The sequence below is a fragment of the Pseudomonas sp. DF5 genome (genome assembly GCF_058148225.1).
Map to the genome: position 1 here is coordinate 196,290 of NZ_JBYVYM010000005.1, position 15,474 is coordinate 211,763.

Here is a 15,474-nt window from a genome sequence, read left to right on the forward strand (position 1 = left end):
AAGCCCGCTCCCACAGGTATTGCGCTGACCTTGTGGGAGCGGGCTTGCCCGCGATGGCGTTCTTGAGACCTGCTTAGATCAGCGGCTCATCCGCCTTCTTGTGCTTCCAGCTGTCATTGCCCGGCAGCAACAGGTTCAGCGCAATCGCCACCACCGCGCACAGCGCGATGCCTTTGAGGCCGAAATCGTTCTGGCCGGTACCGGTGCCGACCAGCATGCCGCCAATCCCGAACACCAGCGTCACCGAGACAATCACCAGGTTGCGTGCTTCGCCCAGGTCGATCTTGTGGCGAATCATGGTGTTCATCCCCACCGCGGCAATCGAGCCGAACAACAGGCAGAGAATTCCGCCCATCACCGGCACCGGGATGCTTTGCAGTAGTGCGCCGAACTTGCCGATGAACGCCAGGCTGATCGCGAAGATCGCCGCCCAGGTCATGATCTTCGGGTTGTAGTTTTTGGTCAGCATCACCGCGCCAGTCACTTCGGCGTAAGTGGTGTTAGGCGGGCCGCCGAACAGGCCGGCTGCGGTGGTGGCAATGCCATCGCCGAGCAGGGTGCGGTGCAGGCCGGGTTTTTTCAGGTAGTCGCGACCGGTCACGCTACCCACGGCAATCACGCCACCGATGTGCTCGATGGCCGGGGCCAGGGCCACCGGAACGATGAACAGAATCGCCTGCCAGTTGAATTCCGGCGCGGTGAAATGTGGAATCGCGAACCACGGTGCCACGGCAATCTTCGCGGTATCGACCACGCCGAAATAAAACGCCATGGCAAAACCCACCAGCACACCGGAGATAATTGGCACCAGGCGGAAAATACCTCTGCCGAACACCGCGACGATCAGGGTGGTCAGCAGCGCCGGCATCGAAATCATCATCGCCGTCTGGTAATGAATCAGCTCAGTGCCGTCGCCCGCCTTGCCCATCGCCATGTTGGCGGCAATCGGCGCCATGGCCAGGCCGATGGAGATGATCACCGGGCCAATTACCACCGGAGGCAGCAAACGGTCGATAAACCCGGTGCCTTTGATCTTCACCGCAAGGCCGAGGAAGGTGTAGACGAAACCGGCCGCCATCACGCCGCCCATGGTCGCCGCCAGGCCGAACTGACCCTTGGCGAGAATGATCGGGGTGATGAAGGCGAAGCTCGACGCCAGGAATACCGGCACCTGACGCCCGGTGACGATCTGGAACAGGATCGTCCCTAAACCTGCGGTGAACAGCGCCACGTTAGGGTCGAGGCCGGTAATCAGCGGCATCAACACCAGGGCGCCGAAGGCCACGAACAGCATCTGCGCGCCGGACAGAACCGTGCGCCAGAGCGGATCGTTGAACTCTTGCTGCATGGTCACGCGTCCTTCTGCTTGGTGCCGAAGATCTTGTCACCGGCATCGCCCAAGCCTGGGATGATGTAACCGTGTTCGTTCAGTTTCTGGTCAATGGAAGCGGTGTAGATGGTCACGTCCGGGTGAGCCTTCTCCACAGCGGCGATACCTTCGGGAGCGGCCACCAGGACCATCGCGCGAATGTCCTTGCAGCCGGCCTTCTTCAGCAAATCGATGGTGGCGACCATCGAGCCGCCGGTGGCGAGCATCGGGTCGATGATCATCGCCAGGCGCTCGTCGATTTCCGGCACCAGTTTTTCCAGGTAGGTGTGGGCTTCGAGGGTTTCCTCGTTACGGGCCACGCCCACGGCGCTGACTTTGGCGCCCGGGATCAGGCTCAGCACGCCTTCGAGCATGCCGATACCGGCACGCAGGATTGGCACCACGGTAATTTTCTTGCCGGCGATTTTCTCCACCGACACCGTGCCGCACCAGCCTTCGATGTCGTAGCTTTCCAGCGGCAGGTCTTTGGTGGCTTCATAGGTCAGCAGGGCGCCGACTTCCTGAGCGAGCTCACGGAAATTCTTCGTGCTGATGTCGGCGCGGCGCATAAGGCCAAGTTTATGACGGATCAGCGGATGGCGGATCTCACGGATGGGCATGGGGAAAGGCTCCGGCGGCGGGCAAAAAAACCGGCCTAGATTAATCTATCCGAGGGTGTTGTCCTATAGACATACAGTACGTTAGTCCACAAACGCTTGATCTGGCCGTGCGGGATGCGTACCTTTGCCCGCTTTTCCGAATCCGTCCCTCCCCCTCAAACCCCTTGGAGAGCGCCATGTCCGCTGATCTCGAGCATATCCGTCAAATCATGCGAGAGGCTGACTGCCTGTACACCGAAGCTGAAGTCGAGGCGGCCATCGCCCGCGTCGGTGCACATATCAACGAACAACTGGCTGAAAGCAATCCGGTGGTGTTCTGTGTGATGAACGGCGGCCTGATTTTCGCCGGCAAGCTGCTCACCCATCTGCAATTCCCGCTGGAAGCGTCGTACCTGCACGCCACCCGCTATCGCAACGAAACCAGCGGCGGCGAGCTGTTCTGGAAAGCCAAGCCGGAAGTGTCGTTCATCGACCGCGACGTGCTGATCATCGACGACATCCTCGATGAAGGTCACACCCTGGGTGCAATCATCGACTTCTGCAAACACGCCGGCGCCCGCAAAGTGCACACCGCCGTGCTGATCGACAAGGACCACGACCGCAAGGCTCGCCCGGACCTCAAAGCCGATTTCGTCGGCCTGCCGTGCATTGACCGTTACATCTTCGGTTACGGCATGGACTACAAAGGCTACTGGCGTAACGCCAACGGGATTTTTGCCGTTAAAGGCCTGTAAGCAGACCCGCCGTGCGCAGTTCACTTGAACTGCGCATTCAGTCCTGTCTGGCGAGCCAGCGTTCGCTTTTGCGCCGAGCCTGTTCCAGGTTGTTCACGTAAGCCAACTGGCGCTGTTCCCGATGGATGCCCGCGCGCCTGAGTTTCAAACGTACTCGCGCAGCCGTCCCGACCAGAATCAGACCGATGCCGTCGGTGCGGTAATCCCTGAGGATATTGTCGAAGGCCGCCAGCGCTGTCATGTCCAGCATGGGCACGGCACTCATCTCGACGATCACCACTTTGACCTCGGGGCTGAATTTGCGCAGCACACCCAAGGCTTTTTCCGCCGCGCCGAAAAACAACGGCCCGCGAATCGCATAGCAACGAACATGCTCCGGCATATCCTGCAAGGCTTGATGGAACTCTCGAGGCAATTCGGCGGTGTCCGTAAGGTCGCTCATGCGCTTGATGAACAACCCGGCGGCCAGCAACAGCCCAACGGCTACGGCCAGGACCATGTCGAACAGCACTGTCAGACTCAGACAGGTCAGCAAGACCAGCACATCGCTGCGTGGTGCGATGCGCAAGGTGTGCACGACATGCCGGGCCTCGCTCATGTTCCACGCCACCATCACGAGTAATGCCGCCAGTGCGGCCATTGGCAAGTAGCTGAACAGCGGGGCGAGGACGAGTATCGCCAGCAGCACCACCGCGCTGTGGATAATTGCCGCCAATGGCGAAAATGCTCCGCTGCGCACGTTGGTGGCGCTGCGGGCAATCGCCGCGGTGGCGGTAATGCCGCCGAACAGCGGCGCGACCAGGTTACCAATGCCCTGGCCCAGGAGTTCGGCGTTGGGGTCATGTTTGCTGCCTGTCATGCCATCGGCCACTACTGCGCACAACAACGATTCGATGGCGCCGAGCATGGCAATGGCGAAGGCGGGCGCCATTAGTTGGCGGATCAGGTCGTAAGACAAATGCAGCGGCTGGCCATTGGGCCCCGGCAGATTCCACGGCCAGTCGAAGCTCGGCAGAAACGGCGGAATGCCGGGGTGGCTGACGCCATCGACGATATAGCTGAAGCGCTCGCCCAGCGTCGCAATCGGCAACCCGCCGCCTTCCAGCGCCAGCCCCAATAATGCGCCGACGGCCAGTGCCACCAGATGCCCCGGAATCCGTGGCACAAAGCGCGGCCAGACGATCAGAACCACCAGGCACATGACGCCGATAATCCCGTCCCCCAGGCGAGCAGTGGGTAATGCCTGGAGCAGCACACCTAATTGTTCAATGTAATGCTCAGCGTGCCCGGTGGTACTCAAGCCCAGCAAATCCTTTAGCTGGAGGGTGGCGATGACAATGCCGATCCCGGCGGTAAAGCCCAGGGTCACCGGATAAGGAATGTACTGAATCAGCCGTCCGGCCCGAATCAGCCCCAAGGCAATCAGGATTGCCCCGGCAAGCATGGTGCAAAGCAGCAGGCCACCCAGGCCATATTGTTGGGTGATCGGCAGCAGTATCACCACGAACGCGGCTGTCGGCCCGCTGACATTGAAGCGCGAGCCTCCCGTCAGGGCGATCAGCGGGGCCGCGATCAGCACCGTATACAAACCTTGCTGGGGCGCTACTCCCACCGCTATCGCCAGGGCCATGGCCAAGGGAATGGCGATTATTCCTACCGTCACCCCGGCACTGATGTCGCCGCGCAAGCGTCTGAGGCTGTAACCTGCACGCAAGGTCTGACGCCAGGCGGCGAATAATGGGGGAATGGAGAAGGACATGGGGACTCCACAGTAGGCGGCGCACCGCCGAAACAGGGCTGAAAGCTCTTTCAGTATGGCCAGCCTTGTCTTCCGGAGTATTGATCTGGATCGGTTATTCGCTCGATAGATCATCATGCTAGAGTGCTCGGCCTCGTCCCTGGAGCCTGTCATGAGTCTTTTGATCCGCAGCTGCGCCGCTCTGTTGTTGGTCTTCAGCCTGCCCCTGGCCGCCGCCCCGGCACCGATGCACGTGCAGTTTCTGCCCCCGGACGACTTGACTCTGCGTGAAGCGGAACCCGAGCAGCAACAACTGTTGCAGGTCACCGAATATTCGGTGGTCCTCGGTAGCCAGCGTCAGTCCAACCAACAACCGATTCCGGTCACCTCACCGTTGCTGATCCGCCTCAAGGGCAAACCCTTGAACAAGGGCGCGACCATCAGCCAGGTGCTGGTCAACTTCGATGGCGAAAGCAAAAGCCTGAAAAAGCCGATCTACGACAACAAAAGTAAAACATTGACGCTCTATTACCCGTTGGCCCAGTACCGGGTGGTGATCGACTTGTTGCGCAACGAAACGGTGTATTGCCAGTTCCTGAGTTACGCCAATGGCCATATCTGGGCCGATCTGCACACCGGCAGCGTTCGTCCGCGTTGAGCCCGGCATCAAGGCAGGGGTAAACTGCCCGCCCTGTGAAATGTCTGCGAGCTGGAGTCGGCAATGCGTAAAGATAAGAAGCAAGTGATTGGTGACGAGATCGGCGATGCGCAGATCAAACTGTTCCTCGATTTCGAGCCGGTCGACGCCACTTCACCGTCGCTGCACAAACTGATCAAGGCATACCGCGGCCTGCGCATCGATGACTTCGAGCGTTTTCTGACGTTCTTTGTCGAAGCCGGCTACGATCTGGACGGCAAGGATGAGCACGGCAACAACTTCGTGGCCCTGATCCAGGATCAGCGCAACGCGGCCGAGTACATCGAACTGATCGACAAGGCTCGCGGTTAAGATCAAAAGATCGCAGCCTCGCTTCGCTCGACAGCTCCTACAGGTGTAGCAATCCATTTGTAGGAGCTGTCGAGCGAAGCGAGGCTGCGATCCTTTAACGGCATAAAAAAACGCCCCGCCCTCAATGAGGACGGGGCGTTTTTTATGCGGCTCAATCAAGCGTAGCTTTGGGTTTCGCTGCTTGCTTCAACCAGTTCCAGTGCGACGTTGTTCTGCGCATTGATCTTGCGATACAGCGCAGCGTCGGTTTCCAGGACTTTCTCCCGAGCCGGGAAGATTTCCGCCAGTTTGGCAGCCCACTCGCCCTTGGCCTTGTTCGAGAAGCACTTCTCGATCAGTTCCAGCATGATCGACACGGTCACCGAGGCGCCTGGCGAGGCGCCGAGCAGAGCGGCAAGGGAACCGTCCTTGGCCGCGACCAGTTCGGTACCGAACTGCAGAACGCCGCCTTTCTTCGGGTCTTTCTTGATGATCTGCACCCGTTGGCCGGCCACTTCCAGGCGCCAGTCTTCGGCTTTCGCTTCAGGATAGAAACGACGCAGGGATTCCAGACGCTGCTCCATCGACTGCATCACTTCGCTGACCAGATACTTGGTCAGGTCCATGTTGTTTTTGGCCACGGCCAGCATTGGGCCGATGTTACCGGCGCGGACCGACATCGGCAGGTCCATGAACGAACCGTGCTTGAGGAACTTGGTGGTGAAACCGGCATAAGGTCCAAACAGCAGGGACTTCTTGCCATCGACCACTCGGGTGTCCAGGTGCGGCACGGACATCGGTGGCGAACCGACCGCGGCCTGGCTGTAGACCTTGGCCTGGTGGTGTTTGACCACTTCCGGGTTGTCGCAACGCAGCCACTGGCCGCTGATCGGGAAGCCGCCGAAGCCTTTGCTTTCTTCGATGCCCGACGCTTGCAGCAACGGCAGTGCTGCGCCGCCAGCGCCGAGGAAGACGAATTTGGCGTCGACTTCGCGGGTATTGCCGCTGTTGACGTCCTTGATGCTGACGGTCCAGCCGCCGTTGTTACGCTTCAGGCCGGTGACGCGCTTGCAGTACTTGACCTGGGCATCGGGCGCGCTGGTCAGGTGCTTGAGCAGTTGGTTGGTCAGGGCGCCGAAGTTGACGTCGGTGCCGTTCATCACGCGGGTGGCGGCGAGGACTTCGTCAGCCGGACGGCCCGGCATCATCAGCGGCATCCACTCGGCCATCTTGGCTTTGTCTTCGGTGTATTCCATGTCCGAGAAGGCATGGTGCTTGCTCAAGGTCTTGAAGCGTTCCTTGAGGAAGGACACGCCGCTCTCACCCTGCACGAAGCTCAGGTGCGGCACCGGGCTGATGAATGATTTGCACGAACCGAAGGTGCCTTTCTTGGTCAGGTACGACCAGAACTGCTTCGACACCTCGAACTGGGTGTTGATGTGCACGGCTTTCTTGATGTCGACGGTGCCGTCAGCGGCCTGCGGCGTGTAGTTCAGCTCACACAGCCCGGCGTGACCGGTACCGGCGTTGTTCCACGGATTGGAACTCTCCGCGGCACCGGAATCCATCAGCTCGACGACTTCCAGCTTGATCGCCGGGTCGAGCTCTTTGAGCAGTACCGCAAGGGTGGCACTCATGATGCCGGCCCCAACCAGTACTACGTCGACTGCTTCGTTATGCGCCATTTAACGCGTCTCCAAAATCTGCAGCACCAAATTGTCGGCATAGCTGCCAGGAGTGACGGGGCGTGTCAGTGATGCCCCAGGTACCCATGGCCAGGATCGCCATGTCCGAATCTTCGCAATTTTTCGCAACTTCGACGGATGCATGCGGCCTGGCTTCAAGAGTCACATGAACTCATTTCGGCACGCGGCTGGCAATTCGACTTATGGTCGAGACATCCGTTTGTGCAACCAAATCCGTAGCGGACAGGCTTCAGGCTCCGGTGTTCGAGGAGTACTCGGTCCTGTGTCGTTGGGCTGTTGTAGACGCTAATGGTGCATGTTCAGACGCAAAACTATTCATTTGCTCGCCACACTCTTGTGAAGTTGTGAAAACCCGTTTTTTTCACGCTCTTTTGAAGACGTGAACCTCAAAAAAGGGCTGTCCCAGCCTGGCACCGTGCCCGAAGGGATTGCCGCCATGGGATACATGACAGGCAAAACGGGCAAACAGCTCAGTGACCGAGCGTAATGACAGCTCTGCAGATTCGCGAAAAGTGGGGGGTTTGCTTGAGAAACAGCAAGCTCGCCAGCTTCACTCGATCTGTGTGGGCGGCTCTCTGTGGGCGGTTCGGGGTGTCAATACCGGGGCATTGAACGATGCTGCGAGGCCCGATCAGGAGACGTCCTTATAATCGGGGGGAGATTGTAACGAAGAAACGCAGGGAAATGGTCGTGTTTAATGACTTTTATTAGGCGTCCGGTCAGGTGGTCAGAAGTTGCTGTGCGCGTGCACGTGGCGGGTGCTGGCTGATACGGGCACTGGCGGGCAGGGGCTGGTGCAGCCAATTGAGGCGAATTTCTTCGATTTCGACCCAGCCATCACCCATGGGCTGGAGGCTGCACTGCTTGAAGGCCTGGCAGTGACCATTACGGTCGAGCAGGGCGAAGCTGCGGTGCAGCGGGCGTGGTGCGAACATCGAAATCAGAAAACGCATGGCAACGTACCGTGTGGGATGACTGCCACAAAGGTTGCCCGCGGGTGGTGACAAATGTGTGACAGGAACCGCGTTGCGCCGGGTCTGTCAGAGATTGCAGTAATCATTGCGCGAAGCTAGTTCGCCGCAGTGGCGCACCGCTATACTGCAGGCACTGTTAGTGCCTGATTCTGGAGAGAAGAGCATGTTGCAACGCCTGTTGTTCGGTTTGATCACTGTGACCAGTTTGACCCTCGTCGGCTGCGCCCACAGCCCGCAACAACTGAACCCGGAACCCAAGCTGACGGCTCAGCTGGCGCCGGTCGGCCATGGTCAGCCGGTGGTGGTGCGTGTGGTGGACGGTCGTCCATCGCCAACCCTTGGGACCCGTGGCGGCCTGTACCCGGAGACCAGTGCGATCACGGTGCAGGGCGCGCAGATTCTGCCGAAGCTGCAGGCTCAGGCTGAGGCAGCCGTGCGGTTGCTGGGCTTCACGCCGACGGCCAATGCGCTGAATGCGCCGCAATTGACGGTGACCCTGGCTGAGCTGAAGTATCAGTCGCCCAAAGAAGGTTTGTATGTGACTGAAGCAACAATTGGCGCGACGTTCCGTTCCGATGTGCAGAATGCCAACCGTCGTTACAGCGGTCGCTACGGCGCGTCGCTGGATCAGCGTTTTGGCATGGCGCCGAATCAGGAAACCAATACCAAGCTGGTCAGTGATGTGCTGAGTGATGCGTTGACCCGCTTGTTCAAGGACCCGACGATTGGTCAGGTGCTTGCCGAGTAACGGTTTGCGGTTTTTATAAAGAACCCGGTGTCAGCGATGGCACCGGGTTTTTTGTGTGCGCCGTTCCACTGTGGGAGCGGGCTTGCCCGCGATGGCGGACTGACAGCCAACCAATCCCTCGCAGATGCACACGGTTCAACTGTAGGGGCGAGACTGTGGCGAGGGGGCTTGTCGGAACGCCGCATCGCCCCGTTTGAGTGCGTAGCACTCACAAGATCTTTGGTACATCAGATATTTTGGGGCTACTTCGTAGCCCAACGGGGGCAAGCCCCCTCGCCACAGGTCGCTCCCACAGGGGGATCAGCTGTGTGGCGCAGGTTTTGGCACGCCCACGTTATCCAGCATCCGATTCACCGCCAGTTCCGCCAGCATGACGATCTGTTGAATCGCCATCGCTGTGTGCCGGTGCGGCCCTTCCAGATACCCCGCAAAATCACTCGCCATCACACTGGCCTGGGCCAATGATTCACAGGTGTGGGCCAACAGGTCTTCGTCTTTGATATCCGGCGCAACCATGTACATCGTGCTCGGCTTGCGGGTCACGGGGGATTTGAGGGCGGATGGGTTGAGGTAGTGATCGAGCGCGCGGTTAGCGGCGTCGTGGAGTTTTTTTGAATCGAGGGATTCGTAAGGGGAAGTGCTGTCCGCTTCGGGCGGATTCGGTGTTTCTTTGAACATGGTGACGCTCCGAATGAAAGGTTTAGCTGCCACGATCGCTGCGACGCGATTGAAGGAGGCAGCTGTACGCGGGGTCGCAGACCGAGCCATTCGGAAACCCGGCATACCCGAAGGTATCCCGCGCACAGCCACCATTAAACCAAACGATTAGCACCGAAGCGCTCCGGTTGGGGTCGGCGATTATGCACCAAATGAGCTGAACTGAACGGACTGCGACGCCCGGTCGCTGATGTGCAGCGACCCCTAAAGCCTATCCACCCCATTTCCGAGCGACAACCTTCAAAACCTGTCGGAATCTTCCCTTTCAATCACTGCGTTTGTAGGACGCTCAAGCTGCCTCCGAATAAAAATCCAGAACACTTACCCCCGTCAGCAAATCCGTCTCCGGCAAGTCCGCATGTTGATGCCCGCCCAACGCGCAATACACCAGCCAATGCCGGTCCTGTACGTTGAAGGCGAGGCTGCCGACTAAGGTTTGTTGTTCGTCGCTTTGGGCAATGAGGTAGAGGCGGTCCTGGTTTTCGGCGTGGAGCATGACGCGGTCCGTGTCGGTTTCGAGGGGCGACAGACTGGCGGATTAAAATGACGGCACGGTGACACAGGACAGCTATCGGCTAAATGGTTTCGTTATTTGTCGGAAAGCCGGCGCAGACTGGAGCGCTTTCGGTAGAATTCGCGCCGCGGTCGTCGGTTGGGCGCCTGCCACACTGGTTCTGCCTGAGGTTTGTGATGTCGCTGCAATTGATTTCGCTCTTTACCGCTCATCCCGCCAAATTGATCAATCTGCTGGCCTTGCTGTTCGCCTGCCCGGGCGGCTGGTTGCTGCATGCCACCCGTCGTCGTGAGCAACGCGCGATGGCCAGTATCGAAGCCCAGCGCCAGAGTCGGCCCAGCGAAGAGCCAATGCTCGATTGGGCGACTTTGCGCATGAACCGGTTTTTCTATCGCTTCGGTTTCGCCTGTCTTGGGATGGCGTTGCTGGTGTCGTGGGTCAGTACTCGCGTCTGAAGTCCTGACACAAGACCCTGTGGCGAGGGAGTCTGCTCCCGCTCGGCTGCGCAGCAGTCGTAAAGCCAATGCTCGCAGTGTGTCTGACACAGTGGGGATGGCTGCATTTGGGGCCGCTTCGCAGCCCAGCGGGAGCAAGCTCCCTCGCCACAGTTACAGTGACTGACCTGCTGCATCAAGACAAAAAAAACGGCGCCCGAAGGCGCCGTTGTCGTATCCAGCCATTACCCTAAAGAGGCAACCCGGCCTTGACCCGATACTGATTGCGCACCGGCGTCGCATATTGCAGCACCAGAAACGGACGATGTTCCTCAGGGCAAGCTTCCAGCCGACGCTGCCATTCTTCCTGAGCCTTGGCCAGTTCATCTGCCGCAAACAGCTCGGCCGCTTTCGGCACCTGCAATTGCGGGTCGGCGTCTTTCCACTGCGCATACGCCAGGTAATGCACCGGGAATAACCGGTAACCGCCCAGAATCTGCTTGTCCATTTCGATCGCCAATTGTTTGGTGTCTTCGAACAGTTCGGTGATGGGCGCGGCGAAGTTCACGTGGACGCGCCCCTTGTAACCGGTGATTCCCTTGGCGATGCTCACGTCATCCTCGCCCGGTACCTTGGTGTAGGTGCCCGTAGTGGCGCGGATGTACAGCTCGCGGGCCTTGGCCTGGTCGCAGGGGTCGTATTCGTAGCTGATCGACACCGGGGTGAGGTTCAGCGAACGGATGACTTCGCCGAACGGCTCGTCCTTGCGGCTCATGTGGAACATCTTGAGGATCGCCGACTCGGTGCGGTCGTCGCCGTCCTTGGCCCGGCCTTCAGCCTGAGCAATCCAGATCGAGGCGCAATCGTTGCGGATCGAGTGATTGATGTAGGCCGACAACAATTGATACGCCGCCATTTTCTCGCGTCGACCAGTGATCGAACGGTGCACGATGAAGCTCTTGTTCAGGCGCATCAGGTCGCTGACAAAAGGCTTCTGCAGCAGGTTGTCGCCAATGGCGATGCGTGGGGTCGGCAGGCCGGCGTGGTACACGGCGTAGTTGACGAAGGCCGGGTCCATCACGATGTCGCGGTGGTTGGCGATGAACAGGTAGGCGCTGCCGGACTTGAATTGTTCCACGCCGGTGTAGGTCACCCCGTCCGTGGCGCGCTCGATGGTGTGGTCGACGTAAAACTCGACTTTGTCCTGCAACGTGGCCACCGACGTGACGCCGGCGAACTCACGGCGTAGCCGATGCGCTATAAGAGGTTTGAGCATCCAGCCGAAGGCACCGGCAAAACGCGGGAAGCGGAAGTGGGTGAGGATATCTAGAAACGCCTTGTCGCCGAGCAGCCGTGCCAGCACTGCCGGGACTTCGCTGTCGTCGTAAGGTCGGATGGCATCGAATTCGCCCATCATGCTCTCTTGTTAGAAACGGCTAGGGTAAGTAAAAGTTTTGATCGAAAACCAACGGGGCATGGTCTGAAAGGTAGTCAGACGAAAATAGCCCTGCAAATAGACCGGCGATTATACGCACAAGTCACCTGGGAGACCGCGATGCTGGAAACTGCGCAGTATGAATGTCCGTATTGCGGTGAAGAGGTTGAGGCTGTTCTGGACTTGTCCGGCGGTGATCAGACCTATATCGAGGATTGTCCGGTGTGTTGTCGTCCCATTACCTTTGTCTTGCAGGTTCACGGCGAGGAATGGTACCTCGACGTCTACAGCGAAAACGAATGAAGGGGTTCACCCATGCAGCGTATCTACGAGCCGGAAAGCCTGATGGAAGGCGAATTGCTGCTAAGCATGCTGGCCAGTGAAGGCATCGAGGCGCATCTGGCAGGCCGGGATCTGATTGGCGGCACCGGGGAATTGCCGATATTCGGCCTGCTGGGGTTATCGGTCGATAACGACCAGGCGCAATACGCCCGGGAGTTGATCGCCGCGTACAATGCCGCGCTGCCGTTGTCCGGCGATGAACCGGACAGTTTTCCCGGCACGCTGGTCTGTTAGGCTGACGTTCGTTTGATCAAGAGTCGTATTGCCCCATGTGTGGACGTTATGCCCTGTTTCGCTGGAACCGCGACTTCGCGGCTCTGCCCGGATTCCCCGCCGATCAGCAGGCCCAGTGGAATATTTCTCCCAACGATTCGGTGTTGATGCTGCGTGCCGGTGCAGACGGGCAGCGTGAGTTGGCCCGCGCCCGCTGGGGTCTGACGCCGCCGTGGCTGACCGACCTGTCCCGCACGCCGGCCCATGCCCGCGCCGAAACCGTTGCCGAACAGCCGATGTTTCGCGAAGCCTTGCGCCTGCGCCGCTGTCTGTTGCCGGCCAATGGTTTTTACGAGTGGCGCGGCACGACGCGCAAACGTCCGTACTGGTTGACCCCGGGGGAGGGCTCGGCGCTGTACTTCGCGGCGATCTGGGAGGCGTACCCGGTACAGGAGCAGGTATGGCTGAGTACGGCGGTGATCACTCAGCCAGCCTCGAGTCAGCGTCGGCCGTTGATTCTCGATGCGGAGGGGCAGGAGGCCTGGCTCAACCCCGACACTCCATTGCATGCCTTGCAGGCTCTGCTGGCCAGCGAACCCGCGGCGCTGCGCGAGCGGGTGCTGGCGAACATGGTGAATGATCCGAAACTCAATGGACCGGAGTGTTTGACGCCGGGTTGATGAGTTGTCCGGGCTGACGTCATCGCGGGCAAGCCCGCTCCCACAGGGATTTATGGCGTTCACAAAACCTGTGGGAGCGGGCTTGCCCGCGATGGGGCCTTCGGATCAAACCTTGAACTGATTGATCAACCGCCGCTGCTGTTCCGCCAACTTGGTCAGATCCGCACTGGCCGCGCTCGATTCATCCGCTCCACCGGCCACTTCATTGGCCACTTGCCCGATGTTGATCACGTTACGGTTGATGTCGTCGGCCACCGCGCTCTGTTCCTCGGCCGCGCTGGCGATCTGGGTGTTCATGTCGTTGATCACCGACACCGCCTGCGTAATGGTTTCCAGCGCTTCAGCCGCTTTCGCCGCGTGCTGCACGCTTTCGTCGGTGCGGTTCTGACTGTCTTCCATGACCCGCACCACATCGCGGGTGCCTTGTTGCAGTTGCTGGATCATGGTCTGGATTTCTTCCGTGGCCTTCTGGGTTTTCTGCGCCAGGTTGCGCACTTCATCGGCCACCACCGCAAAACCCCGGCCCTGTTCACCGGCTCGCGCCGCTTCGATGGCCGCATTCAAGGCCAGCAGGTTGGTCTGCTCGGCGATGCCGCGAATGGCCGTCAGGATCGCATTGATGTTTTCGCTGTCCTTGGCCAGGGTCTGCACCACGCCGACGGCTTTGCCGATTTCGATGGCCAACACACCAATCGAATTCGACGTATCCCGGACGATTTGCATGCCTTGCGCCGCCGCCTGATCTGCATGACTGGCAGCTTGCGCGGCCTGGGTGGCGTTGCGTGCCACGTCCTGGGCGGTGGCGGTCATTTCGTGTACGGCGGTGGCGACCTGATCGATCTCGGCCATTTGTTTGTGCACACCAATGTTGGTGCGAATGGCGATGTCCGCAGTGTGTTCCGACGAATCGCTGACGCTCTGCACCGACGTCACCACTTGAGTAATCATCGCCTGCAACTTGGCCAGGAACGTGTTGAAGCCCTTGGCGATCGAGCCCAGTTCGTCGCTGCGGTCGCTGGTCAGACGGCGGGTCAGGTCGCCTTCGCCCTGGGCGATGTCATCGAGCATGGTCACCATCTGCTTCAGCGGCCGGGCAATGCCGTGGCCCACCAGCCAGATCACCAACAAACCAATGCCGGCGATCAGCAAGCCGACCATGGCCATGCCAAAGGTGTCGGACTTGCGCTGTGCGTCCAGGTCACCTTGAAGTTTTTGCAGGTCGGCCATCACCGCGTTCAGCGGCAGTTGCAGCATCAAGGTCCAGTGGGCGTCGGTCTGGCCGATGCCGAAGGGCAGGTACAACTCGATCCGGCCCTGGGCCTTGTCGACGGTGTAAGTCACTTCGCCGCGCTTGAGATTGGCCATGTTGGCAATCTGCTTGCTGTCGAGGATGTCGCTGACTTTTTCGCCGAATTTGCTCGGGTCTTTGGTGTAGGCGACGATTCGGCCGTTACCGCCGATCAGGGCCATTTCCCCGGCGCCGCTGTACAGTTTCTGATTCGCCCCCAGGAGCATTTCCTGGATGAAGTTCACCGACAGATCGGCGCCGACAATGCCCTGGAACGCGCCGTTGAGCATGATCGGTTCAATGAAGGACGCGAGCATGACGATCTTGTCGCCGACCTTGTAGGGCGCCGGATCGATCACGCAGGATTTTTTGGTTTCCTTGGAGCACAGGTAGTACTCGCTGGCGCGCACACCGGTGGACAAGGTTTTCTGGTCGTCGACGTCCACCAGTTTGTCCAGGCCCAGGCTGCCGTCTTCGTTACGGAACCACCACGGCAGGAAGCGCCCGTTACTGGCGTCGATGCCGACTACTTTGGTGTCGACGTAGGCCGCATCCTTGTGGTCGAAGGCGTTTTTTTCCCACCCAATGTAGGTGCCGAGAATTTTCGGGTTCCGGGCGACGTTTTCCTTGATCAGGCTGATCAGTTGCTCACGGCTCAGGCTCAGTTGCGGCTGGCCGTCGGCGCCCGGTGTGCCGATCAATGCGTTGACCCGCACCAGACCGCCGGCAATCAGCAGCGGCGCTTCGAGTTCGCGCTGGATCTGGCTGACCTGGGTTTGCGCCAGCGACGTCAGGCGCTGTTCGATGACTTGCTCGAACTGCGCCTGAGTCCGTTGCTGGACCATGTCTTGGGTCCGGGCGCCGGAAAACAGCGCGTACAGCACCAGGGCTGCGACAACGCTGAGCACAATGGCGCCGGCCAGGGCGGCAACGGAAAACTGGATCGACTTGAATTTCATGGGTGCTCCGCACGC

Annotated in this window: 17 protein-coding genes and 1 pseudogene; 8 read left to right on the top strand and 10 right to left on the bottom strand. The window is 59.6% G+C overall.

Annotation, left to right across the window (positions count from 1 at the left end):
* Positions 1-73 precede the first annotated feature (73 nt).
* Complete coding sequence (locus AC30D7_RS07205; RefSeq protein WP_305411166.1) at positions 74-1,348, bottom strand: uracil-xanthine permease family protein; 1,275 nt, start codon at positions 1,346-1,348, stop codon at positions 74-76.
* Between the two features lie 2 nt (positions 1,349-1,350).
* A complete protein-coding gene (upp, locus tag AC30D7_RS07210) occupies positions 1,351-1,989 on the bottom strand; it encodes a uracil phosphoribosyltransferase (protein WP_007939777.1) in 639 nt (212 codons plus the stop codon).
* A 176-nt stretch (positions 1,990-2,165) separates the two neighbouring features.
* Between upp and AC30D7_RS07215 the strand changes: the two genes are divergently transcribed.
* The gene (locus AC30D7_RS07215; RefSeq protein ID WP_007939779.1) at positions 2,166-2,723 is read left to right on the top strand and encodes a hypoxanthine-guanine phosphoribosyltransferase; all 558 of its coding nucleotides are present in this window, start codon (positions 2,166-2,168) and stop codon (positions 2,721-2,723) included.
* Between the two features lie 37 nt (positions 2,724-2,760).
* On the opposite strand, the gene dauA is transcribed toward AC30D7_RS07215, so the two are convergent.
* Positions 2,761-4,482, bottom strand: a complete 1,722-nt coding sequence (gene dauA / locus AC30D7_RS07220) for a C4-dicarboxylic acid transporter DauA (RefSeq protein WP_490133570.1) — start codon at positions 4,480-4,482, stop codon at positions 2,761-2,763.
* Positions 4,483-4,633: 151 nt separating this feature from the next.
* Between dauA and AC30D7_RS07225 the strand changes: the two genes are divergently transcribed.
* Both AC30D7_RS07225 and AC30D7_RS07230 read left to right on the top strand, forming a co-directional pair.
* On the top strand, positions 4,634-5,119 hold the full coding sequence (locus AC30D7_RS07225) for a hypothetical protein (RefSeq protein ID WP_490133571.1): 486 nt from the start codon (positions 4,634-4,636) through the stop codon (positions 5,117-5,119).
* Positions 5,120-5,182: 63 nt separating this feature from the next.
* Positions 5,183-5,470 (top strand): PA4642 family protein, encoded by a 288-nt coding sequence (locus AC30D7_RS07230; RefSeq protein WP_007939783.1) that lies wholly within the window; start codon positions 5,183-5,185, stop codon positions 5,468-5,470.
* 155 nt (positions 5,471-5,625) lie between these two features.
* On the opposite strand, the gene mqo is transcribed toward AC30D7_RS07230, so the two are convergent.
* Together mqo and AC30D7_RS07240 are read right to left on the bottom strand one after the other, a co-directional pair.
* Positions 5,626-7,134 carry a malate dehydrogenase (quinone) gene (mqo, locus tag AC30D7_RS07235; RefSeq protein ID WP_490133572.1) on the bottom strand — a complete coding sequence of 503 codons (1,509 nt, stop codon included), beginning with the start codon at positions 7,132-7,134 and terminating at the stop codon, positions 5,626-5,628.
* 740 nt (positions 7,135-7,874) lie between these two features.
* A complete protein-coding gene (locus tag AC30D7_RS07240) occupies positions 7,875-8,108 on the bottom strand; it encodes a hypothetical protein (protein WP_430954189.1) in 234 nt (77 codons plus the stop codon).
* A 184-nt stretch (positions 8,109-8,292) separates the two neighbouring features.
* On the opposite strand from AC30D7_RS07240, the gene AC30D7_RS07245 reads away from it, so the two are divergent.
* Positions 8,293-8,877 (top strand): YajG family lipoprotein, encoded by a 585-nt coding sequence (locus AC30D7_RS07245; RefSeq protein WP_105347963.1) that lies wholly within the window; start codon positions 8,293-8,295, stop codon positions 8,875-8,877.
* Between the two features lie 300 nt (positions 8,878-9,177).
* On the opposite strand, the gene AC30D7_RS07250 is transcribed toward AC30D7_RS07245, so the two are convergent.
* Positions 9,178-9,555 carry a DUF6124 family protein gene (locus AC30D7_RS07250; protein WP_490133573.1) on the bottom strand — a complete coding sequence of 126 codons (378 nt, stop codon included), beginning with the start codon at positions 9,553-9,555 and terminating at the stop codon, positions 9,178-9,180.
* A gap of 328 nt (positions 9,556-9,883) precedes the next feature.
* On the bottom strand, positions 9,884-10,090 hold the full coding sequence (locus tag AC30D7_RS07255; protein ID WP_007939788.1) for a hypothetical protein: 207 nt from the start codon (positions 10,088-10,090) through the stop codon (positions 9,884-9,886).
* A gap of 194 nt (positions 10,091-10,284) precedes the next feature.
* On the opposite strand from AC30D7_RS07255, the gene AC30D7_RS07260 reads away from it, so the two are divergent.
* The gene (locus AC30D7_RS07260; protein ID WP_490133574.1) at positions 10,285-10,563 is read left to right on the top strand and encodes a hypothetical protein; all 279 of its coding nucleotides are present in this window, start codon (positions 10,285-10,287) and stop codon (positions 10,561-10,563) included.
* A gap of 229 nt (positions 10,564-10,792) precedes the next feature.
* On the opposite strand, the gene AC30D7_RS07265 is transcribed toward AC30D7_RS07260, so the two are convergent.
* Complete coding sequence (locus AC30D7_RS07265) at positions 10,793-11,959, bottom strand: 1-acyl-sn-glycerol-3-phosphate acyltransferase (protein WP_490133575.1); 1,167 nt, start codon at positions 11,957-11,959, stop codon at positions 10,793-10,795.
* Between the two features lie 138 nt (positions 11,960-12,097).
* On the opposite strand from AC30D7_RS07265, the gene AC30D7_RS07270 reads away from it, so the two are divergent.
* Genes AC30D7_RS07270 through AC30D7_RS07280 form a run of 3 tightly spaced genes read left to right on the top strand, consistent with a single transcriptional unit; the run spans position 12,098 to position 13,212 of the window.
* Complete coding sequence (locus AC30D7_RS07270; RefSeq protein WP_490133576.1) at positions 12,098-12,280, top strand: CPXCG motif-containing cysteine-rich protein; 183 nt, start codon at positions 12,098-12,100, stop codon at positions 12,278-12,280.
* Between the two features lie 12 nt (positions 12,281-12,292).
* Positions 12,293-12,553 (top strand): putative signal transducing protein, encoded by a 261-nt coding sequence (locus tag AC30D7_RS07275; RefSeq protein WP_490133577.1) that lies wholly within the window; start codon positions 12,293-12,295, stop codon positions 12,551-12,553.
* Positions 12,554-12,588: 35 nt separating this feature from the next.
* Complete coding sequence (locus AC30D7_RS07280; RefSeq protein ID WP_490133578.1) at positions 12,589-13,212, top strand: SOS response-associated peptidase; 624 nt, start codon at positions 12,589-12,591, stop codon at positions 13,210-13,212.
* A gap of 105 nt (positions 13,213-13,317) precedes the next feature.
* On the opposite strand, the gene AC30D7_RS07285 is transcribed toward AC30D7_RS07280, so the two are convergent.
* Together AC30D7_RS07285 and AC30D7_RS07290 are read right to left on the bottom strand one after the other, a co-directional pair.
* The gene (locus tag AC30D7_RS07285; protein WP_370695251.1) at positions 13,318-14,160 is read right to left on the bottom strand and encodes a methyl-accepting chemotaxis protein; all 843 of its coding nucleotides are present in this window, start codon (positions 14,158-14,160) and stop codon (positions 13,318-13,320) included.
* Positions 14,161-14,172: 12 nt separating this feature from the next.
* A pseudogene (locus AC30D7_RS07290) lies at positions 14,173-15,459 on the bottom strand (methyl-accepting chemotaxis protein); the annotation flags it as partial.
* Positions 15,460-15,474 lie beyond the last annotated feature (15 nt).